This is a genomic window from Dyadobacter pollutisoli, assembly GCF_026625565.1.
Taxonomy (GTDB): Bacteria; Bacteroidota; Bacteroidia; order Cytophagales; family Spirosomataceae; genus Dyadobacter; species Dyadobacter pollutisoli.
Window position 1 is genome coordinate 3,699,856 of record NZ_CP112998.1, and the last position, 20,497, is coordinate 3,720,352.

Genomic DNA, 20,497 nt, shown 5'->3' on the forward strand with positions numbered 1-20,497 from the left:
CCTAGTATTGTAAACTTTTGTAAATCAATTCCATATCTACGTTCGCCCGGATCAGATCCGCCAGCCGGTCGTATTGCTGTTCTTTGAAACTTTGAAAATCAAATGGTTTCGCAGAAATCCCGGCCGCATAAGGTGCAAGCAGATCTTCAATCACCATGTCATTGTCGAGGATACCATGCAGATAGCTACCCCACACTTTGTTGCTTTTATAATAGCCATCCTTTCGGCCGTCACTCAAAGTAGCAACCGGCGACTGCTCCTTTGTAAAATAGGTTTCACCCATATGTATCTCGTAACCAGTGCAGCTGTCAGGACTTTCGCGAAAGGTAAACTGACGTTGCAAGGTGGTTTTCTCACCCTGCAAAATGGTAGTAACTGGCAAAATTCCAAGGCCCGGAATCTGCTCGATCTCTCCTTCCACATGCAGCGGATCTTCAATCATTTCGCCCATCATCTGATAGCCGCCGCAAATGCCGATGACCGTTTTCCCCGCCTTGTACACTTCCGTAATCGCCTTGGCAACACCATTATTTTTCAATGCAAGCATATCAGCAATGGTATTCTTACTCCCCGGAATGATCACAATCGTTGCTTTGGAGATCTCAGCCGGATCATTGGTATAAAATAAATTGACCCGCGGATCATTTTCCAGCCGGTCGAAATCGGTGAAATTAGACAGGCGGTTCAACAAAATCACGGCCACATTCACCTTTCCCTCGACTGCCGAACGGTACTTGGATTCCAGCGAAACGGAATCTTCCTGTTCAATGTGGATATCCCTAAAATAAGGCAGGATACCCGCCACAGGCAGGCCAGTCAGTTCTTCCAGCATTCTTTTTCCTTCTTCAAACAACCGTCCGTCACCTCTGAATTTGTTGATGATAATGCCTTTGATGCAAGCCTTTTCTTCCGGCGTGAGCAATGCAATGGTTCCGTACACACTACCAAACACGCCGCCTTTGTCAATGTCAGCGATCAGGTAGGTAGCAGCTCCGGCATGCGCAGCCATCCGCAGATTGGTAATGTCCCGGTGTTTGAGATTCAGCTCCGAAATACTACCGGCACCTTCCATGACGATAGGATTATACTGCGTGGCAAGACGGTCAAATGACTGCTTCACGGCAGTAAATAACTCCTGCCTGTCGTTCGCCATGAAATACGAATAAGCTGACTGATTTCCAATGGGTTTACCATTCAAAACCACCTGTGACGATTGATCGCTGGTAGGCTTTAAAAGCACCGGGTTCATATCCGACAAACAGGGAATTTGTGCAGCTTCGGCCTGTACAGCCTGTGCACGACCTATTTCCAGTCCTTCCGCTGTCACATAGCTGTTCAGCGACATATTTTGCGCCTTGAATGGTGCAGGTTCGTAACCATCTTGTTTGAATATCCTGCAAAATCCGGCTGTGATAACGCTTTTACCCACGTCAGAACCAGTCCCGACAAACATGATGGGTTTTAATTTCTTACTACTCATCATATTATTCGCGCTGTGATCAAATGGGTCAGATTTTCCGGAGAAAGCTCGTCCAGGGTCAAACATTCAGCCCCGAGCGCAGCGGCAAGCTCTTGTGCTTTTCCAAATCTGAGGTAACCAATTTCAGTATCAATGACCAAAGCGCGAACTGATTTTTCTGCCATTTGTAATGCCACTTGCAACACTTGCCGCCACGGATCACCGCCTCCTGGCAGCGGTACATTGGCTTTCCCATCGCTCAGTACTACCAATAATGGCTGCAAATCTTTTGTCTTTTCATACGATTTCAGGACTTCCGTGGCAAGCAGCAACGCGTGTGGCAATGGCGTACGGCCTCCGGTTGGGAGGCTACCCATTGCATGCTCAGCGTCTTCAATGCTATTGGTGGGTTCAAGCAAAATAGTGGCCTCCACGCCGCGAAAGGCAATTAACCCGACCATATCTCTCTTTTGGTAAGCGTCTTTCAACAAGCCCAGCACACTTCCCTTCACGGCCTCCATCCGTTTTCCAGCTGCCATCGACCCCGAGGCATCCACCACAAACAGTATCAAATGGCCTGCTTTACCGTTTTTTACTTTTTGATGCAAATCATCAGTCCGGATTATTAAATGGTCCGGGTCGCGCATGATCGCATTCAAAATCGTTTCGCTCACAGCCAAATCATTACCAACATGCGTCTTTTCAGCCCGTACTTGAAAACCTCTGGTCGTCTGTACTGCCTTTTGACTACGTCCATTAATAAGTTCAGGAACAGTGATAGGCTGCTCGCTTTTTAGCTTCGGCACTTCCTTTTCCTGACCGTTTCCAAAAACTTTTTCTTCGGGTGTATCCGAGCAATTCCCCTCCCCACATTCGCCAGAATCATTATTTCCAGCTGAGCCCTGATTTTGTTCCGATTCGTTTTTCGGCTGATTTCCCTGATTATTGGGGTTGGATTGAGGTTGCTTTTTGCCCTTCCGGTGGTTGAGTACCAGCTCAGCGGCTTCGCGGATATCTTCGGGCGTGACATTCAGTCTGCCCGCCCAGGCCGCCAATGCGGTTGCCGTCTTAAACAGCACAATATCAGCCCGTAAGCTGCTCACCGAACGCTCAATACACAACTGACTGATCAATGTAAGCAGCCCCTCCGGCATTTTCACAGCCGGTAGTAGCTGCTGCGCTTTCAATATGCGCGATTGCAATGCCAGCTGCGCCATTCGCCATTGAGATACAAACTGTTCCGGATCGCCCTCAAATGCGATCCTCCTGCGTACAACTTCCACACGGTCAACCACATCCATATGCCCCTCCACCTCGACCATTAACCCAAAACGATCCAAAAACTGCGGACGCAGGTTACCCTCCTCGGGGTTCATTGTGCCAATTAACATGAACCGCGCAGCATGACTTTCCGAGATCCCTTCCCGCTGAACGGTATTGATGCCGGAAGCCGCTACATCCAATAAAATGTCTACCAAATGGTCGGCCAGCAAATTCACTTCGTCGATATAAAGTATGCCCTGGTGCGCGCTGGCGAGCAATCCGGGTAGGAATTTCTTCTTCTTTTCGGAAACGATGGCTTGGAGGTCAAGGCTACCCAAAATACGGTCTTCCGAAGCACCCAATGGCAGATCCACAAAGGGTACGGTCATATTTTCCGTTCCAAAACCTCCTTCCTGAGCCGTCAGGGGCATAATGGACGCAAGACCCCGTACCGCCGTCGTTTTGGCCGTCCCTTTTTCACCTTTTATCAACACGCCCCCGATAGCAGGATTGATGGCACATAATAGCAGCGCCTTTTTCAGTTTCGCCTGTCCGACAATGGCGGAAAACGGGTACAAATTCATATATCTTTTTATTTCAATTCATTAAAATCAACCTGTCTAATCAGCCCGGGATTCCAGCAGCTCCTCACCTTTCAGGTACAGTGCTTTCAATTCCTGCAATGCTTTTTCGGAAGGATTTTTCCACAATTCCCTTTGTACTGCTTCCAACAATCTTTCCGCAATGGCCTGCAATGCCCACGGGTTACTTTCCTCGAAAAACTGCTGCATTGCCTTGTCCAGCGCATAGGTTTCAGCTACTTTTTCATACATCCAATCGTCCACCACATTGGCGGTAGCGTCGTAGCCGAAGAGATAATCCACGGTCGCAGTCAGTTCGAGTCCACCTTTATAGCCGTGCTTTTTAATGCTCTGGATCCATTTGGGATTCACGACCCGGGATCGGAAAACGCGCAATGTTTCCTCTTTCAAATCCCGCACAACCGGTCGCGAAGTATCATGTGAATCGCCGAAATAATGCTTGGGCTGGCGGCTCGTGAGGTTGCGGATCGTGGCGATCATTCCGCCGTGGAATTGCAGGTAATCATCACTGTCGAAGATATCATGCTCCCGATTGTCCTGATTATGCAGTGCGACTTCAACGCGAGAAAGCCGCTCTTTGAAGTCTTCCCGGGCATCAGTTCCCTGCACATTCCGCGTATAGGCATAGCCGCCCCAGTTCACATAAGCCTGCGCAAAATCCGCATCCGTATGCCAGTTTTTCTCGTTGATCAATGGCAAAATACCCGCCCCGTAACTCCCCGGCATCGCCCCGAAAATCCGGTAAGCCGCACGCTCCTCAGCTTCTTCGACGGACAAACTGTTATCTTTTTGAAGTTCCGTCAGCTCTTTTAAATAATGTTTCCTGATGAAATTCCGCTCTAAGTCTTCGTTCAGCGCAATCACCATTTGCACCGCATCGTCCATCAGATCAATCAAATGCGGGAAAGCATCCCTGAAAAAACCGCTAATACGGGTCGTCACATCAATTCTCGGTCGCCCCAATTCTTCCAGCGAAATGACTTCCACGCCTGTAATTCGTCGGCTTTCAGCCTGCCACACGGGCCGCACGCCGAGCAACGCAAGTACCTCAGCTACATCATCGCCATGTGTACGCATAGCACTCGTGCCCCAGATGCTGATCCCAACACTTTCGGGGTAACGTCCTGTTTCTTTCCAATGCCGGTCGAGCACCTCTTTCGCCAGTTGCTGCCCCACCTCCCAAGCCGCCCGCGACGGCAATACACGCGGATCTACCGCATAGAAATTCCTTCCCGTAGGCAGGATATGCGCCATCCCCCGTGTAGGCGCCCCGCTCGGCCCCGCAGGTACATACCCACCCGACAGCCCGTGCAGGAGGTTCGTTATTTCTTCATCGGTTTTGGCAAGATTAGGAAGCAATTCCAGGCACACAAACTCCATGATACTGCGAATACCAGCCAGTTCAGGACTTGTAGGAACCATGTCCAGCGTCTCATAAAGGACCTGATCCAGCTTTTTTAGATCAAATCGATGATACGCGAGCATTCTGAAAAGGTGATTCCCCAGTTCGCCCAGCACTTCCAGGGCATCCGCCGCGGTAACCACCCGCCTGTCGGCTAATGCCTGAAAATGGTCGGATACTCTTTCCAGTTTTTCACCTTTATGATCAAGCAGCGTATTTATTTCAAATTGAAAAAGTGATGCGAGCTCTCCTTGCAACCCGGGAACATTAGCATTAGGCAGTCTGGTGAGCGATTGTAGCATATCTACCAGCGCATTGTCCTGAGGCATTTCACCTAATGTATGCAACCCATTACGAATCTGCGCCGCGCCTAGTTCGCATAAATAACCATCTATATCCTCTATCAAATGCGCAATGTCCTTTCCATCCATCTCAGTGAGACTGACGGGAACGCCTTCGGGCGTCATGTCATCGTCCCAATCATGTTTGTGGTCGCCGTGGTCGCGGCTGAGCATAGCAACGAGGTCAGTATCGAGGTTAGTTTGCTTGATCAAATCCCAGATCTGTTTTTGCAACAATGGTAATTTGGCCGGATCGAGGCTTTCTACCTGATAGTATTCATCGACGAGCTGCGTGAGCTGAGCGAGTTCGCCGTAGCTGTCAGCGGAAGTCATAGGCGGTGTCAAATGATCAATAATCACCGCGTGTGCCCGTCGTTTCGCCTGAGACCCTTCGCCCGGGTCATTGATAATAAATGGATAAAACAATGGCAAATCGCCCAGAAAAGCATCAGGAAAGCAATTTTCCGACAAACCAATCCCTTTTCCCGGAAGCCATTCCAATGTTCCGTGCTTGCCCACATGCACAATAGCGTCCGCACGCCAGCTGTCCCTGAGCCAGCGGTACAATGCATGGTAATGATGCGTGGGCGGCAAATCGGGCTGGTGATAAATGACGTCGGCATCCATTCCATAGCCTCGTGGCGGCTGCAATGCTACAAACGCATTGCCCAGATCCAGTCCTGCGAGTGCGATGTGATTTTCATGTACATAGGTTTCTCCCGGCGGTGGCCCCCATTGTTTTGTCATTTTTTGCTGCAATGCAAGTGGCAGCTCCTGAAACCAGCCCGCATATTGATCCGCGGAAACCTGACCGACGGCTTGGGCAAGCTGATCCGGCGTGAGATAATTTTCGTCGTAGGAACAGCGATCTATCAGCGTATGAATCAGCTCCGTTCCCGTAGCAGGAAGGTTATTGATCCGGTAACCCTCGGCCTGCATAGCGTGCAGGATGTTCATGAGCGAAGCCGGAGCATCCAGCCCGACTGCATTTCCGACCTGGGATGCTTTGGTATTGGAATTGGTAAAAATGAATGCTACCCTTTTCTGATTGTTTTTTAAATGTCTGAGTCTTGCAAAACGTACGGCCAGCCCGGTTACCCGTTCGATCCTGTCGTCCAGCGGCTCATAACCTTTTGTGTCCTTTCCCTTTTCTTTAAATGAGACCGGAACGGTGATAATGCGGCCGTCAAACTCAGGAATGGCAACATTCATCGCGGTATCCAGCGGATTCAGCCCACGTGCCGACGACTCCCAGGGCCCACGGCTCATTCCGCTGGTTATGGCCTGCAAAATCGGAACATTCAGGCCTATTAATGCCTCTGCTGGTTTGCTAACGGTACCAGCGGGCTGAATATCGGTGATCGCAAATGAAATGGTATTGATCAGAACATCAATGCGGAATCTGCCGGGCACTTCGAAAAATTCAAACGCAAATGGTATCCCGGTTTCAGGATTTGCTGTTTTCAATGATGATGTAAAAACGGGTAGTACATTCACACCACGTTCTTCGAGCGACCTGATCATCGCATCCACAAAGCTAATGTTCCCGCTGATCCAATGAGCCCGGTAAAAGGTGATCGCAACGGTTGGAAGGCCCTTATCATAGTATTTCAACCAATCCGACATGTCTGCATTTTCAGGCAAATCGGGATGATAAATACCGTGTTCTGGCAAGTTAAGAGGCGATTCCGCTCCAAAACCGGTCAGTAGTAAATGATCTGATAAAAAATATAACAGTGATAAAAAGTTATGGTAGCCTCCTGCCTGTAAGTAGGCCAGTGTTTCTTGCAAAATGGCCGGAGAAACAGTGGAAACTGCCGCAAATTCCGGGTTTAGCTCGCCTGTTCCGCTGACGACTATCAAATGCTGCTGCCTTTTTTGAGCAAGATTGACTAGTTCTCTAAAACCGGGAATACTACTAAGCCGTCCGTGAATGCGGACAATGATGATCTTTGCCTCGGCCAGTTCCCTTTGAAGCAATTGCTCCATTTGCTCTTCACTTTTAATGGCCAGCAAACTAATACCCAACGTTTTGGAAAAATCATCGGGCAAGAGCTGCATAGTCCGGTTCAGCGTGAGCAAGTCTGTGTCCGCATGCGTCAAAAACACGATCCCTTCCGATGGCAATGCAGTTTGCCCGCCAATGGTAGCTGTTTCGGAGCCTTTCCAGGTATAGAAATGAAACACATATTCGGCCAGATCCGACGGCGGCACCAGGTAGCGATCCGCCTTGACCATACTATCAATGTAGTCGAAAATCGCGACGATTTGCCAGTCGTTATTGATGGAGTGAAACCATATCGAATGCCCATCGAACAGCAATGTCACCACGTTGGCCAGCGTGCAGGGGCCCAGGCAGCCTCCTTTCGTCATATGAACGACATTGCGCAGCTTTCGTCGCAACCATTCGCTTTTGTAAAGTTCTACCGGAACAGGCGCGTAACCTCTGTCGACCCGTCCGCAGCAGCAGGCATTGTAGCAATACGATAAATGTCCCCGGCGCTGCACGAGGTTAATCGCCTTGCCATCTGAACGGGTAACGCGCTGTCTTTTCATACTTCGGCTTTCGGCTGTCGGCTGTCGCCAGATGGTGATTGGCTTTCAGCATTAATGGCTGTTTTGATCAATTGTTCAATAAATTCGGGCTTGTCACCCCAGTATAAATGTGTATAGGATGCGAATGTATTTTTGGAGCGGTATAGCTTCGTGTCTACCGCTATTCCTTTTGCATTGGTAAGCGTAGCTGGCTCGGTTTGCAATTTTTCGTCCGATATTTTGGAATAATGAAACTCATGGCCGCGAATATCTTGCCCATTCCAATGCATGATCCTGTATCCCAGTATCATTTTTGCACTTTCCATCGAAGTGTTGCAGTTCAGCACGCCCGTCATCGGGAAACTTTCACCTTTGTTGGTCACAAGGGTTTTGCCCAGGTACATTAGCCCCCCGCATTCGGCGTAAGTAAGTCCGCCCTTTTGACAATATTGATGAATGCTTTCGCGCATGCTTTCATTGTCTGCCAATGTCTGAGCAAACAGTTCAGGGTAGCCGCCGGGCAGGTAAAGCAGGTCTGTTTCAGGCAAATGACTATCACGCATTGGACTGAACCAGGTTATTTCACCAAAATGAGATAGTACTTCGATATTTTGATGATAGGTAAATGAAAACGCTTCGTCACGCGCAATGGTAATCCTAAGTTTCGCGCTGGTTTGTGCAGCTATGGCCTCTTTTTTATTTTCTGTTTGAACAATAGGAAGACTAGTGATTTCAAGCAGCCTGTCGAGGTTTACGGTCAGCGGTATTTGTTCTGCCAGCTTTTGAATGATGGCTTCATAATCGGTTTCGGCCGAAATATGTAGTCCCAAATGTCGCGAAGGAATGCTCAGGTTTCTATTCTCAGGTAAATATCCCAAGGCCTCCACACCGGCATCTTCGCAGGCATCTTGTAAAAACCGGTAATGAGAAACGGTGTTGACAAAATTGAAAATGACCCCGACGACCCTTACATTCTTATTAAAATTTTTAAAGCCATAGATCAGCGGAGCAGCTGAATAGGCCATCGACCGGGCATTAATGACGAGGATCACCGGAATGTCGAGCAGTGTCGCAATCTCCGCGCTGCTTCCCACCATTCTATCCGCGCCATCGAACAGACCCATTACCCCTTCGGCCACCGATACATCTACTTTGCCAGAATAGTGCCAGTAAACGTTCTTCACGTGTTCGCTGGAAGCCATAAAAGTATCCAGATTGACACTTTGCTTTCCGGCGGCAGTGGTATGATGGATGGTATCAATGTAATCCGGCCCACATTTGAACGGCTGCACCCGCAGTCCCCGCTCTTTCAAAGCGCGAAGCAATCCTAGCATAATACTTGTCTTCCCGGAATTACTGGAAGGTGCGGAAATCAGGAAACTGGACGGATGTTCGGACATTCTTTAAATCTTTAAACCGATTTAAAGTTCTTTCAGTACTTTGGTAACGTCAGTGGAAATGAGGGGAGAAAAGAAAGGATTTTTAGAACGAAATGGTCATTCTGAAATCAGAAACGAGGTATTTCTGAAAAATATCCAAACCAGACTAAGCTTCAAATCGCGAAAGCGTTGTCAACATGGAAAAGGCAGGTCTTCTGACTTGTAACTTCCTTGCGGTGTTACTTACAGTTGCGCGACAGCTCGTGATTCTCACACGATTCCCCTCTAATGCATTGAATGCAAATCCTTTTCCTGTTGGAAAAATATTGTAAAGAACTTGTTTGGCTGTAAAGGTAAAAGATATTTCAAACTATAACCTTTGATCTCTTTTATAATCTTCGAGGTTGGTTACCTGAACCAGATCGTAGTATCTGGGAAACAACGGATTTAGAATGAAATTATATTCCTGAGGCATGACAGCACTTCTTGCCTTGATTCCAATGTGGGCGGGTTGTCTGAAAATTCGGTCTCCTGTGGTTTTGAAAAAACGCGTTGGGTCATTTTCTCAGGGAAATGAAAAATAAACTTCAATCATCCTACAAATTTATCTTTGCGATAGCGTTAGTTTTACAGGTATAAATTGTTTAAAAATAAAATATTTTATCACTTAAACTTGGATTTGTCTTAAAAATAACATCAGTTAATACCAGACGTATTCCCATTACCCTCTCCATAATATCCCCAACTTACTACCGCGTCTGAAATATGAAAAACGAACCCATACCTGCATCAAAAGCAGAAACAACTGACAAAAAATTAACATCTATTTTATATCTCCTTCAAACTCAACTTGAAGAGATGAAGGATGAGGCTGATAGAAGCTACGAGCTTCACAAAATCGGCGAAAAAACCGACTTGGTTAAGTACATCGAACAAAGACTGGATGATCCGTTTGGTGGCTTAGTTAAGATGTCCAATAATCTAGACTCTCAACTTAAGGATTTACTAAATGTGTTTGTCAAGCATTTCTTGAGGAGTAATCGCGAGCTGATAAGCTCTGCTTATCTGGACAAAACTCAACGAGAAGATCTTAACTATTCAATTATTCTAAACGAAGACTCTCTCGAATCTAGAATTGCGATCCTAAATTTCTATGAAATTTACGATCAGATAGAGCCTACTTTAAAGTTTCCGGTTCATTTCCAATTTGTTCCCGATCAATTAGCGGATCGTATTTCCTATAAAGAAAAATTAGATCTAAGCGATAAAGAATGACGGAACATTTAGAGCAGGCCACACACAATGAGAATTTTTGTGCTAATATTGAGAAAGAATTTTCTGAACAATTTTTTGATTGGAAGGTAACGGTACTTTTTTATGTGGCATTACACCTTCTAAAAGCTAGATCATCACAACTTAGTAGAGATATTGGAGAAACCCATTTCGATATAAATAAGAATGCAAATCCGAATCGAGATAATGTATTAAGGCTATCTAAGGGAGCCTGGGAGTTATATCATCTCCTATACAGAACCTCCCAAACTGCTAGATATGAGGGTATTACAGATTTTGATACATTTCAAGCTTTAAAAAAAGCAGACTATATAATTTGCCAAGAAGCACTAAGAAAATTTAAATTATATTTGAACGGTGTAGGGCTAAAATGTTGAACCCTGCCTATCTAATGATTAATTAAACTTCACCTGTAGATAGGCAAGCATTACCTTCTCGAACTCCTCTCTCTCCAATTTAATTCCTTAGGAGTACCCTCAGAGAACTTATACAGCCCGTACGTCAATATTTCAATGGTCAATACGAACAGATCAGGAGGTAGTTTCGGATCATCGACGTGAACGATTAGTCCATCACCGTGAGAAACCTGCTCTTGCCACAAGTTAAGAATAAACCCCTTCTTCAATTCGCCCGAGGATCTGATTGATCAGTTTAAGTTCGGTTGGCGTATTCATCAGATCAAATGGTTTTTGATTATTAAGTGCCTTGTTTCCCTTTTGCAGCCAGCGATTAAGTGCATTGACATTTCCGAAAACAGATAGTCCTTTCGCGATCGTATTGGCAATTTCGATGGATAATGAAGATGTTGACATTTGACTCAAAAATACTGATAAATTATCCACTAATGGAGTCCTGATTTTTGTTCACCAAAAGAATTTGCTTTCCCTCTCTCACAAAATAAACTAGCTTTGCGCTTTCGTTGGTTTGCTCCATTTGGGGCGATTAAAAGGGAATCCGGTGAGAATCCGGGACAGTACCCGCTGCTGTAAGTTCATTTTAAAAGTTTTGGCATCCATGTCACTGGGATTTAACCCGGGAAGGCGCCAAAATTGAACAAGTCAGAAGACCTGCCAGTTGAAAATCTCCGGTTTTGCTTTCGGGAAGAAAGGCAAGAGGAATCTGGCAGGCTGCATCGTGGTCATTGCCTTCCCCTGCATTCTCCCGTAAGTTTATTTTAAAATTTACGAGGACTTACAAATGCTCCATTACGTTACCAAAACACGTTTTCGCTGGCTTTCAAGCCGCAATGTCATTCTACTTTTCGCATTCTCATCAGCAACATTCATTGCTCATTCACAACAAATCACGACGGATACCACAACCGGCAATGTGTTGGACCCCGTAGTCATTACGGCGGCACGTACGGAAACCAGGAAGGCAACGATCGCTCAAAAGCTCGACTTGATCACCAGAGAGGATATTCAGATGACACCTGCTGCTGACCTTACGGATATTGTACGAAAACTGGCGGCTGTGGATGTGATCCAGTATCCTAACCTGTCTTCCGGAATCGGCATCAGGGGATTCCGTCCACAATTTTCGGGGCTTAATCAAAGAACGTTACTGCTTGTTGATGGCCGTCCTGCCGGTGCTACGAATTTGTCGCAGATCAATCTGAATGGTGTTGAACGCATTGAAGTTTTGAAGGGCCCGGCTTCTTCCCTCTACGGATCGCAGGCGATGGGCGGCGTGATCAATGTCATCACGAGAAAGTCAAAAGGTGATACGCGGGGAAATGGTTTTTTGGAATATGGCAGCTTTCAAACATTGCAAGCCGGACTGAATACAGGTGGTAACCTCACCAAGCGCCTCGACTACGACCTTTCATTTGCTTATTTTGACAGGTCAAAAGATTATAAGATCGGGAAAGACAACTGGCTGCGGGACCTGACCGGATCGACCACGGCCCAAAAGAACTATACCGCGCAACCGATTGAAAAAGTAGACGAAACCGTTGATGACGGCGTGAAAAGACCATTTACTCAGCTTCATTATTACTCCGGTGCTTTACGGCTTGGGTATCGGTTCAGCGAACATTGGCGTATGGACATTCGTGGTGAGAAATTTCAGGCCAAAGATGTTGAATCACCTGGTGAAATAGCTTCGGGTAGTACCGAGGCCAGTAAAAAAGACATTGACCGCGCTGCTCTGGAAGTTTCTCTCAGTGGCGAAATCGGCAATCATACTCCGACTTTCAAGGTTTTTGCCTCGGAAGAAAATACGGCTAATTATACGCTCAATGTCTCTGGAAAACCGGTTGTACCATTTCGCTCCGCGCGTGGGCACAATACATGGAGCGGCGTGCAGTTAAAAGATGTCTGGAAAATCGGTGCGCACTCGTTGATCTTGGGTTATGATTATCTCAATGCCAGCACCATGAGCAGGCGATGGACCAACGACACCACCGAGCGAGCGCCTACCCAACCCAAGTACGCGATTATTTCTTCTGCTTTCTACGGCCAGGCTTTGCTGAATTTCGGAAAACTAACGGTTCAGCCAGGTGTACGGCTTGATAACGTTACTTTTGATGTGCGCGAAACAGCTTTGCTACCTACTTACAAAGCGGGGAAAAAGACTAATCCATTTACCAGTCCTAGTTTGGGTATAACCTATGCGTTGACAACTTTCCTACGGATGAAAGCGACTGTGGGCAGGGCATTTGTGACCACTGATGCGTATAGCGTGGCGGGTTACAACGAAATCCGCGACGCCAAGGGACGTATTGCAGTCACGGCTGGCAATCCTGATTTGAAGAACGAAAGCAGCCTGAGCTGGGACTTGGGATTGGAATTTAACAACCCTAAAACCGGTTTTTCCGCGGGGGTTACCTACTTCTCAACACAGGTCCACAACCGCATCGCAAAGATTATCAGAACAGTTAATGAACCTCTGCCTAATAAAGATGTGATCGTGTCCCGCGCGACGTTTGTCAATGCCGCCGAGGCGAACATTTCCGGCATTGAAACCGCATTAGCTTACGATTTCGGAGCTGCTAGTGATGGTAGTTATTCATTGAAATTCTTCTGGAATGGCACTTCCTTACTCAAAGCGAAGGAGGTGATTGTGGGGACTGATGCATCGGAAACGACCCGCCGGATCCAAAACGTGGCACGGAATACCCTTAACTACGGCATTGAGTACGACAATGTAAAGTGGCTGCGCGTACGACTATCCGGCCGGACCGTCGGCAACCGCACCGACATTGATTATACCGACCCTATCAACCCTGAAATTGAATACCCCAACTATATGGTATTTGACTTAACTGCGGCATTCAAAATAAGTAATCAGCATTCGATTTCGCTGAAAATAAACAATGTGACCGATGAAAATTATTACGAAAAAAGAGGATATAATTTGCCGGGGCGGGCGATTGCTGTGAGGTATGAAGTGAGGTTTTAATAAAAAAGAAAAACCGAACAGGCTTCTTCTAGCTATTATTGGAAGGACTTTCCTTTTTAGAGAGTTCCTTCTTCCTCTTGGAAGCCCAGTCACTCATTAATTTAACATCCTCGGCAGAACGTACACCAGTCCAAACCATCATTGGCCCATCATAAGACTCGTCTTCCAAGTCATGATTGTTGTCCGCGTTTGTCTTTTTGATTAATGTGTCCATATACTAAAATTAAGCATTTTTAAAGTAGCATTCAACTAATTTCTCGGCACTAGCAGATTCGATTGCCATCCTTATTCCAAACATTGACTTGGCTCCCATTCGTTCGTAGTAAGGAATGAGCTTATTTTTCGCATCAAAATAAATGTATCCATCCATGCTATGATCGAGTGATATCTTACAGCATAAAGCGACGAGCGCCTTTCCCGCTCCATTGTACAATGGTTTGCCGCGTTTGTTAAAATGGCTTGTCTCCATATTAGCGCATTCCAAAATTCCTGGTGTCGGACGAAATCCCACCAAGCCCTGAATGACGTCAGGTTTATAATCGATGAACAATTTGTAAACTATGTAATCTTTACAAAGGCCGAGAAAGTCAAAATCAAACAGGTCTGCAGATTGTTTTAGTTCTTTCTCAGTTGCACGAGCCGCGATCGCATCGTATTTCTGACCGGAGGAATTGCAAGTTAAAGCTGATGTTAGTGTGTATACTTTATTCATGAAGCCGAAATTAAGAAGAAAAGGCAAATGAGCAAGGAACCGGCAGACTCCCATACATACCTCCCACAATTATTTTTCCTCCCCAAAAGCCATTATAATGACACCTTTTGTGATCTTTGCAGGGATTTAAAATCGCCATCATGGATTTTCTTAACTTTTCAGATTCGCCTCTACAGGTTCAGCTTTGCTTTGGTCGGGTGATCGAAAATCTGGAAAGATCTGCTATGGATCCCGACAATCCTCTTGCGGAATATGAGAAGGCTTTGTTGCTCGAAACAGCAAAAATCCCGCAGCTCAAACACGGCATTACCGATCCCCGCCAGGTCACTGATAACCTGGATTTAATCCACCGGTTGTTCGCTGATTTTTTCCCGAAAGCACTTACTTTGAACGAGATCAAAGCCATTAGTTTGCCCTATTCGGGGCTCATATTTAATCACACCGAGCGTTTTAAAAACATACTCAACGCAGCGGGAATTGATTTTGACATTAATATCAGGGACTTTGGCGACCATCAGTTTTACGTCAGCACCTGCTGCCTGGTCCTGATGCGATATTATCATGTGCCCCTGGATTTTAGCACACCGCTTTTCTACGACATTCCAACCGCAAACGGAGTTGTTAAACATTACCGGATCCTCTACAACGGAGATTTTGTTGACATCGTCCCTACTGAAAAATCCGTGGAGCTGACCAGTGAAGACATTGAGCTACTCAGAAATAACTATGAAGACCTTGCTTTGTGGAAGGCAAAATTTCCGCCCGGAAGCTGGATCGTGAGAGGATTTGCAATTATGTCATTGTACGATGCCACGGTAGAAAGCGCAGTTTCACTACTCAAAGAAAAGCTGCTGGGCATCAATACCGTGGATTTCAGAGAAAGCATTTATTCCGTTTTTCAATCCATTTACCAGATCCCTGATCTTGCGATCGGCTTTACCGTCTTTAACCAGGAAGAGGGAAAGTTCAGCCCTGATACATTCGGACAGCAACTGCCCAGCTTCATGCTGCACGACACAGTCAAAGTGGATGTGAGGCAGATACTATGCGAGCAATCATATGAAAATTTAATTGTAAAAAAGGTCTATTTCAGCATCTCGGACACTACGGAATTTTATGCCAAAAATTCCGAAAGCCCGCTGGCAGCTAAGTTTTTATCGCAGGGAATACACAGTTTTATCCTTGCTCCAATTGTCAAAAACAACTATTTATACGGCATACTGGAAGTAGTATCAGTCAGGCCGAAAGAACTGAACAGCATCAATGCCAATAAGTTAGCCGTCGTAATGCCATTCCTTACCGATACGATTGAAAGACTGGCAGCGGAATTGGAAAACCAGGTACAGGCCGTCATTCAGGAAAAATTCACATCGATCCACAGCAGCGTTTACTGGAAATTTAATGCGGAGGCTCAAAAACTGATACATTACCGGCAGCTTGGGGAAGCTTACGAGTTGAGGGAAGTCATATTTCCGGAAGTACATCCCTTGTACGGCCAGATCGACATTAAAGGCTCGTCGGAAGCCCGGAATGCAAGCGTCCAAAGTGACCTGACCAAACAGATTACGGCACTATTGTCCCTTCTGGAAACAATCGAAGAAAGAACGCGACACACCGGGATGTTCCAGACTGAAAGACGCAAACTGAGCAGCTACCTGACGGACCTTGCCATTTCCTTGAAGGCCAGTACGGAGCAATACATTAACAGCTACGTCGAAAACAGCATTCATTTGCGTTTCAATGAAGTAAAAGATCCGGAATGCGCCGCCTACATTGACTTGTATTTGAAAGAGACCAGCAAGGAAACCGGCGATTTTCATGCTTCGCGAAGGAGGTACGAAACCACCATTTCGGTGATTAATGATAAAATGGCGCGGATCATCGATCACAGACAGGAACAGGCGCAGACCAATTTTCCGCATTACTACGAAAGGTTTAAAACCGACGGTATTGAGCATAATCTGTACATTGGACCGTCCATTTCTCCCGGAAAAACTTTCAGTCTAACCCATCTTTCCGAACTGAGGTTATGGCAGCTTGCGACCTTATGCGAGATGGAAATTGCACACCAGAAGTTGAAAATGACACTTCCCTACCCGCTCGAAGTCACTACTTTGATCCTCGTATATCATGCCACGATCGACATTCATTTCCGCCTGGACGAAAAGCGTTTCGATGTCCACGGGAGCTATAATGCACGGTATGAAATTGTTAAGAAACGAATCGACAAGGCTTTCGTGCGCGGTACTGACGAACGCATTACGCAGCCTGGCAAAGTCGCCATCGTGTATTCCAGTTCAGCCATTGAAGACGAATATCTGGGTTACATTCAAACCCTTCAGAAACGAGGACTGTTGGGTAACATGGTCGAAAAACTGGAAGTGGAAGATTTACAGGGCGTATCTGGCTTGAAAGTGCTGCGTGCCAGCTTACACCACGGCTAGTCTCGCGATTTTTTTAGAAATGATCTGCTGATCAGCCCTGGACTTTGCGAGAGATAATGACGTACGAAAATGAGATTCCGCTTTGATATTATCCACGTCGGTGTACAATTCTCCGAGCAGCGAATGGTAAAGATGGTTGTCGGAAAGATCAAGCTTCTCTGCCTCCGTGATCGCGATCTGCTTGCCTCTGGCCTTTGAAAGCGCATAAGTCCGGTTCAGCGCAGCAATAGGTGAATACTCGATGAGCAGCAGTTCGTTGTAAAATTGCAGAATGTGCTGCCACTTTTCAGGAGTATCCGTTTTAATGGTATGCCAATATGCAATACCGGCTTCCAGGTGGTATTTGGAAAGTTTGCTGCCTACCGAAGCCTGGTTGAGAAAGTACTCGCCCGTTTTGATCAGTTCCTCGTCCCATAAGGCTTCATTCTGATCCTGGTACAGCACCGTTTCTCCGTCAGCATCCGTCCTGGCCTCGAATCGCGACGATTGAAAACACATTAAAGACAGCAGCGCATTCACGGCTGGCTGGTTTGTCTTTTTGTTTTCAAGAAGCAAATAAGTAAGCCGCATGGCTTCCAGACAGACATCTTTACGCAACGTAACATCGCGGCTCGCTGCGTAATAACCTTCATTATAAAGCAGATATAATGTAGTCAGCACAGTTTCCAGCCGCTTATCTACCTCAGACTCTCCCGGAAATTCAATTTTGACATCATTCTGCCTCATTTTCTCTTTCGCCCTGAAAAGTCTTTTGTTAATCGTCTCTTTGTTCGTCAAAAATGCCGTGGCGATTTCGCCTATACCAAAACCGCAAAGAATATGGAGCGACAACCCGATCTGCGCCTCGGCCGGAATTGAAGGATGGCATACCGCAAACATCATTTGCAACTGACTATCGACAATGTTTTGTTCCGACAAATCAATGTTAATCTCCTCACCATCAGGATGCAGGTTTTCGATCTGATTAATGATCTTTTGATTAAACAACTTATCGCGGCGCAGGTAGTCTTTCGCTTTATTTTTGGCCACGGTGTAAAGCCACGCTACCGGATTTTCGGGGAGGCCTTTGTGCCCCCAGCTCTCCGATGCAAGCAAAAAAGTATCGCTGGCAATGTCCTGTGCTATTTCAATGTGTTCCAGACCAAAAAGTTTGCTGAGTACAGCGGTTATTTTTCTGTATTCAGTCCTGAAAAGATGCGGTAGTAGTTCAGTTTGTTCCATGGATAAAAAAAGCCTTTGCAAAATACAAAGGCTTTTGGAAAAGTTTTGACAGCATTGCTTACATCGTACCGATCTCCCGCACTTCGACATTACCACCAACCAGTAAAATCGGGCAGCCTTTCGACATTTCCGCAGCTTCCTCCAGTGATTCCGCACGGATCAGCGTGTAGCCGCCGACAGCCTCTTTAAGTTCCATATAAGGCCCGTCAGTTATAACCTGGCCAGCTCCTACCACTTTTCCGCCCGCATTGAGACGGTTGCCGCGGTCGATCAGCTTATTTTGAGCTGCGATGCCTCCGATCCAGTCCATCCATCGCTGCATAGAGGCTTGCATTTCTTCTGGTGAGGCCGTGCTTGGGCCGGTAGCGCTACTTCTGAAAATCAACAAGAAATCTTTCATTTCTATAAAAGTTTGATGGTTAAAAGTGAATGACGAACAGCGGATCAGGAATTGGACAAAAGTTTACACTTTTTTTTCAAACAATTTGAAAGTTATACCCTGGTATGATTTTTAAAGCCTTTTCTCTTAAAAATCAACCATGAACAACCCGCGTCGCAGATCAAAAAAACGAAGGATTGCCACATTCCTGATTGCACTGGTGGCCCTGATTGTGATCATCCGGCTGATCCTGCCTTACCTCGTCCTTCATTATGCCAACAAAAGCCTGGCGAACATGAACGGGTACTATGGTCACATTGAGGATATAGATCTGGCGATTTTACGAGGTGCATATAAAATTGACAGCATTTACCTCAACAAAGCAGATACCATCACAGGTAAGCAAACACCTTTGTTCGCCTCGTCAGTCATTGATCTATCCGTAGAATGGAAGGCTTTGTTAAAAGGGTCAATCGTAGGTGAACTGGTTTTCGAGCGGCCCTATCTCGTTTTTACCAAAGACAAAGTGGAGCCGAAGGAGATCGTGAAAGACTCGGCCGATTTCAGGAAAGTGCTGGACAAGTTTATGCCACTGAACATTAACCGCTGTGAACTCCGAAATGGGATGGTACAATACAAAGATTTCAGTTCCGTCCCCAAAGTTGACATTGAAATGACAGATTTGCATGTGCTGGCCCAAAACCTACGGAATAGTTACGACTCATCTTCCGTACTTCCAGCGACCGTCAATGCGACCGCACACGTGTATGAGGGCCAGCTGCGGGTGGACGCAAAGCTAAATCCGCTTGCCGACGCGCCGACTTTCGATATGAGTGCCGAGCTGAAAAACACGAACCTGGTAAAATTGAATGACTTTTTTCAGGCATATGCCAAAGTTGACGTCAACAAAGGTCATTTCGGGTTGTACACCGAAGTGGCAGCCAAAGACAATGCATTTGCAGGTTATGTAAAGCCGCTGGTTCAGGATCTCGACATTCTCGGCAAAGAAGACAGAAAGGATAATGTGTTCAGAAAAATGTGGGAAGCGGTCGCAGGCAGCGTTGGCGAGATTTTCGAAAACCAGCGAAAAGATCAGGTTGCCTCAAAGATTCCGTTCAAGGGAAACCTCGACAATCCCAGAACCAATATATGGCTGGCCATCACCAACATCCTTCAAAATGCATTCGTTCAAGCTATTCAGCCCTCCATTGACAATGAAATCAGCATTGGATCGGTGAAAGCAGAAAAAGAGGAGAAGAAACCTTTCCTGCAAAAGATCTTTTCCAAGGATGATAAAAAAGACAAAAGGGATAAGAAAAAAGAGTAGGACTAATGTGCTATTCCAAATCATTAATGTCCCTGTCTTTACTGGCATTCGAAATGCTTTTACGTTTATGCAGGTTTTGAGCGGCGTCAATGGAGTGTGATTTATGAATGTCACCGTCATCCTGCGCCATCTCGGACAGTTTCTGGTAAAATTTCTTCAATACATCCAGTTCCGACTCACTCAGGTCTTCAATGTCAACTATACGATTGCTGGCATGCCTGCTGGCGGCGATGAGCTCATTGAGCTTGATCTGGATGGCTTTTGAATCTTTATTTTGGGATTTCTGGATCAAAAACACCATCAGGAATGTGATAATGGTCGTTCCGGTATTGATCACCAGCTGCCAGGTATCCGAATACTGGAAGATCGGGCCGGTGATTCCCCATACGAAAATGATGCCAAAAGCGGTACCAAAGGCCATAGAACTACCAGTCCAGCTGGTGATTTTCGTCGCCAGTTGCTCGAAAACATTAACTTTTTCTCTGTGCATAATTCGGGGAGGTCTGAAAATAAATCGTTTTCAATTATAATGTCTGAAAGTTATTTTTCCATTGCATTTTCTACCAACAACACGCCGTTCTTGTTAGCCACGACAATATCGGGCTTTTTGTCACCATTCAGATCCTTTACCACAATATTCAGCCCGGCACCCAAATCGATATCGATTGAATATTCCCTAAAATACGGTTCTTTACCTGGCGTAAATCCGAACCATAGCAGGATAGCAGGGTCGCTCAT

General features: G+C 46.2%; 16 protein-coding genes and 2 riboswitches. Of the genes, 5 read left to right on the forward strand and 11 right to left on the reverse strand.

Features of this window, described 5'->3' with window-relative positions; translation table 11 throughout:
- Nucleotide 1: 1 nt before the first annotated feature.
- The 4 genes from ON006_RS15110 to ON006_RS15125 are packed head-to-tail and all read right to left on the reverse strand — an operon-like array spanning nt 2 to nt 9,002.
- Nucleotides 2–1,483: a cobyric acid synthase gene (locus tag ON006_RS15110; RefSeq protein WP_244823094.1), complete on the reverse strand. Its 1,482-nt coding sequence runs from the start codon at nt 1,481–1,483 to the stop codon at nt 2–4.
- Nucleotides 1,480–3,306, reverse strand: coding sequence for a magnesium chelatase subunit D family protein (locus tag ON006_RS15115; RefSeq protein WP_244823093.1), 1,827 nt, complete (start codon nt 3,304–3,306; stop codon nt 1,480–1,482). Before ON006_RS15115 ends, ON006_RS15110 begins: the two co-directional genes overlap by 4 nt.
- Before the next feature lie 36 nt (nt 3,307–3,342).
- Nucleotides 3,343–7,623 (reverse strand): cobaltochelatase subunit CobN, encoded by a 4,281-nt coding sequence (gene cobN / locus ON006_RS15120; protein ID WP_244823092.1) that lies wholly within the window; start codon nt 7,621–7,623, stop codon nt 3,343–3,345.
- Nucleotides 7,620–9,002, reverse strand: a complete 1,383-nt coding sequence (locus tag ON006_RS15125) for a cobyrinic acid a,c-diamide synthase CobB (protein ID WP_244823091.1) — start codon at nt 9,000–9,002, stop codon at nt 7,620–7,622. Before ON006_RS15125 ends, cobN begins: the two co-directional genes overlap by 4 nt.
- 167 nt (nt 9,003–9,169) lie before the next feature.
- A riboswitch (cobalamin riboswitch) is annotated at nt 9,170–9,305 on the reverse strand.
- Between the two features lie 441 nt (nt 9,306–9,746).
- Here ON006_RS15125 and ON006_RS15130 point away from each other — a divergent pair.
- Together ON006_RS15130 and ON006_RS15135 are read left to right on the forward strand one after the other, a co-directional pair.
- Nucleotides 9,747–10,256, forward strand: coding sequence for a hypothetical protein (locus ON006_RS15130; protein ID WP_244823090.1), 510 nt, complete (start codon nt 9,747–9,749; stop codon nt 10,254–10,256).
- On the forward strand, nt 10,253–10,651 hold the full coding sequence (locus ON006_RS15135) for a hypothetical protein (RefSeq protein ID WP_244823089.1): 399 nt from the start codon (nt 10,253–10,255) through the stop codon (nt 10,649–10,651). Before ON006_RS15130 ends, ON006_RS15135 begins: the two co-directional genes overlap by 4 nt.
- Before the next feature lie 225 nt (nt 10,652–10,876).
- Here ON006_RS15135 and ON006_RS15140 read toward each other — a convergent pair whose 3' ends face one another.
- Entirely contained in the window at nt 10,877–11,086 is a 210-nt protein-coding gene (locus tag ON006_RS15140; protein ID WP_244823088.1) for an MbcA/ParS/Xre antitoxin family protein, read from the reverse strand.
- Nucleotides 11,087–11,177: 91 nt separating this feature from the next.
- A riboswitch (cobalamin riboswitch) is annotated at nt 11,178–11,363 on the forward strand.
- A gap of 108 nt (nt 11,364–11,471) precedes the next feature.
- Between ON006_RS15140 and ON006_RS15145 the strand changes: the two genes are divergently transcribed.
- Nucleotides 11,472–13,676 (forward strand): TonB-dependent receptor plug domain-containing protein, encoded by a 2,205-nt coding sequence (locus ON006_RS15145; protein ID WP_244823087.1) that lies wholly within the window; start codon nt 11,472–11,474, stop codon nt 13,674–13,676.
- A gap of 28 nt (nt 13,677–13,704) precedes the next feature.
- Here ON006_RS15145 and ON006_RS15150 read toward each other — a convergent pair whose 3' ends face one another.
- Nucleotides 13,705–13,890 (reverse strand): hypothetical protein, encoded by a 186-nt coding sequence (locus tag ON006_RS15150; RefSeq protein WP_244823086.1) that lies wholly within the window; start codon nt 13,888–13,890, stop codon nt 13,705–13,707.
- A 9-nt stretch (nt 13,891–13,899) separates the two neighbouring features.
- Nucleotides 13,900–14,388, reverse strand: coding sequence for a hypothetical protein (locus ON006_RS15155; protein WP_244823085.1), 489 nt, complete (start codon nt 14,386–14,388; stop codon nt 13,900–13,902).
- A gap of 140 nt (nt 14,389–14,528) precedes the next feature.
- On the opposite strand from ON006_RS15155, the gene ON006_RS15160 reads away from it, so the two are divergent.
- Nucleotides 14,529–16,832: a hypothetical protein gene (locus ON006_RS15160; protein WP_244823084.1), complete on the forward strand. Its 2,304-nt coding sequence runs from the start codon at nt 14,529–14,531 to the stop codon at nt 16,830–16,832.
- Here the strand turns inward: ON006_RS15160 and ON006_RS15165 are convergent.
- Together ON006_RS15165 and ON006_RS15170 are read right to left on the reverse strand one after the other, a co-directional pair.
- Nucleotides 16,818–18,053: an RNA polymerase sigma factor gene (locus tag ON006_RS15165; protein WP_244823083.1), complete on the reverse strand. Its 1,236-nt coding sequence runs from the start codon at nt 18,051–18,053 to the stop codon at nt 16,818–16,820. The genes ON006_RS15160 and ON006_RS15165 overlap by 15 nt on opposite strands.
- Before the next feature lie 58 nt (nt 18,054–18,111).
- Nucleotides 18,112–18,453 carry a YciI family protein gene (locus ON006_RS15170; RefSeq protein ID WP_244823082.1) on the reverse strand — a complete coding sequence of 114 codons (342 nt, stop codon included), beginning with the start codon at nt 18,451–18,453 and terminating at the stop codon, nt 18,112–18,114.
- Between the two features lie 139 nt (nt 18,454–18,592).
- Here ON006_RS15170 and ON006_RS15175 point away from each other — a divergent pair, with 139 nt between their 5' ends.
- Nucleotides 18,593–19,759, forward strand: a complete 1,167-nt coding sequence (locus tag ON006_RS15175; protein ID WP_244823081.1) for a DUF748 domain-containing protein — start codon at nt 18,593–18,595, stop codon at nt 19,757–19,759.
- Between the two features lie 10 nt (nt 19,760–19,769).
- Here the strand turns inward: ON006_RS15175 and ON006_RS15180 are convergent, their stop codons facing one another.
- Entirely contained in the window at nt 19,770–20,249 is a 480-nt protein-coding gene (locus tag ON006_RS15180; RefSeq protein WP_244823080.1) for a low affinity iron permease family protein, read from the reverse strand.
- Between the two features lie 50 nt (nt 20,250–20,299).
- On the reverse strand, nt 20,300–20,497 hold the full coding sequence (locus ON006_RS15185) for a hypothetical protein (RefSeq protein WP_310590210.1): 198 nt from the start codon (nt 20,495–20,497) through the stop codon (nt 20,300–20,302).

Excerpts from the sequence above, each read along its gene's own strand:
- ON006_RS15150 (WP_244823086.1), bottom strand. The coding sequence starts at position 13,890 with ATGGACACATTAATCAAAAAGACAAACGCGGACAACAATCATGACTTG.
- cobN (WP_244823092.1), bottom strand. The coding sequence starts at position 7,623 with ATGAAAAGACAGCGCGTTACCCGTTCAGATGGCAAGGCGATTAACCTC.
- ON006_RS15110 (WP_244823094.1), bottom strand. The coding sequence starts at position 1,483 with ATGATGAGTAGTAAGAAATTAAAACCCATCATGTTTGTCGGGACTGGT.
- ON006_RS15135 (WP_244823089.1), top strand. The coding sequence starts at position 10,253 with ATGACGGAACATTTAGAGCAGGCCACACACAATGAGAATTTTTGTGCT.
- ON006_RS15155 (WP_244823085.1), bottom strand. The coding sequence starts at position 14,388 with ATGAATAAAGTATACACACTAACATCAGCTTTAACTTGCAATTCCTCC.
- ON006_RS15185 (WP_310590210.1), bottom strand. The coding sequence starts at position 20,497 with ATGAGCGACCCTGCTATCCTGCTATGGTTCGGATTTACGCCAGGTAAA.
- ON006_RS15130 (WP_244823090.1), top strand. The coding sequence starts at position 9,747 with ATGAAAAACGAACCCATACCTGCATCAAAAGCAGAAACAACTGACAAA.
- ON006_RS15145 (WP_244823087.1), top strand. The coding sequence starts at position 11,472 with ATGCTCCATTACGTTACCAAAACACGTTTTCGCTGGCTTTCAAGCCGC.
- ON006_RS15170 (WP_244823082.1), bottom strand. The coding sequence starts at position 18,453 with ATGAAAGATTTCTTGTTGATTTTCAGAAGTAGCGCTACCGGCCCAAGC.
- ON006_RS15165 (WP_244823083.1), bottom strand. The coding sequence starts at position 18,053 with ATGGAACAAACTGAACTACTACCGCATCTTTTCAGGACTGAATACAGA.
- ON006_RS15160 (WP_244823084.1), top strand. The coding sequence starts at position 14,529 with ATGGATTTTCTTAACTTTTCAGATTCGCCTCTACAGGTTCAGCTTTGC.
- ON006_RS15180 (WP_244823080.1), bottom strand. The coding sequence starts at position 20,249 with ATGCACAGAGAAAAAGTTAATGTTTTCGAGCAACTGGCGACGAAAATC.
- ON006_RS15140 (WP_244823088.1), bottom strand. The coding sequence starts at position 11,086 with ATGTCAACATCTTCATTATCCATCGAAATTGCCAATACGATCGCGAAA.
- ON006_RS15175 (WP_244823081.1), top strand. The coding sequence starts at position 18,593 with ATGAACAACCCGCGTCGCAGATCAAAAAAACGAAGGATTGCCACATTC.
- ON006_RS15115 (WP_244823093.1), bottom strand. The coding sequence starts at position 3,306 with ATGAATTTGTACCCGTTTTCCGCCATTGTCGGACAGGCGAAACTGAAA.
- ON006_RS15125 (WP_244823091.1), bottom strand. The coding sequence starts at position 9,002 with ATGTCCGAACATCCGTCCAGTTTCCTGATTTCCGCACCTTCCAGTAAT.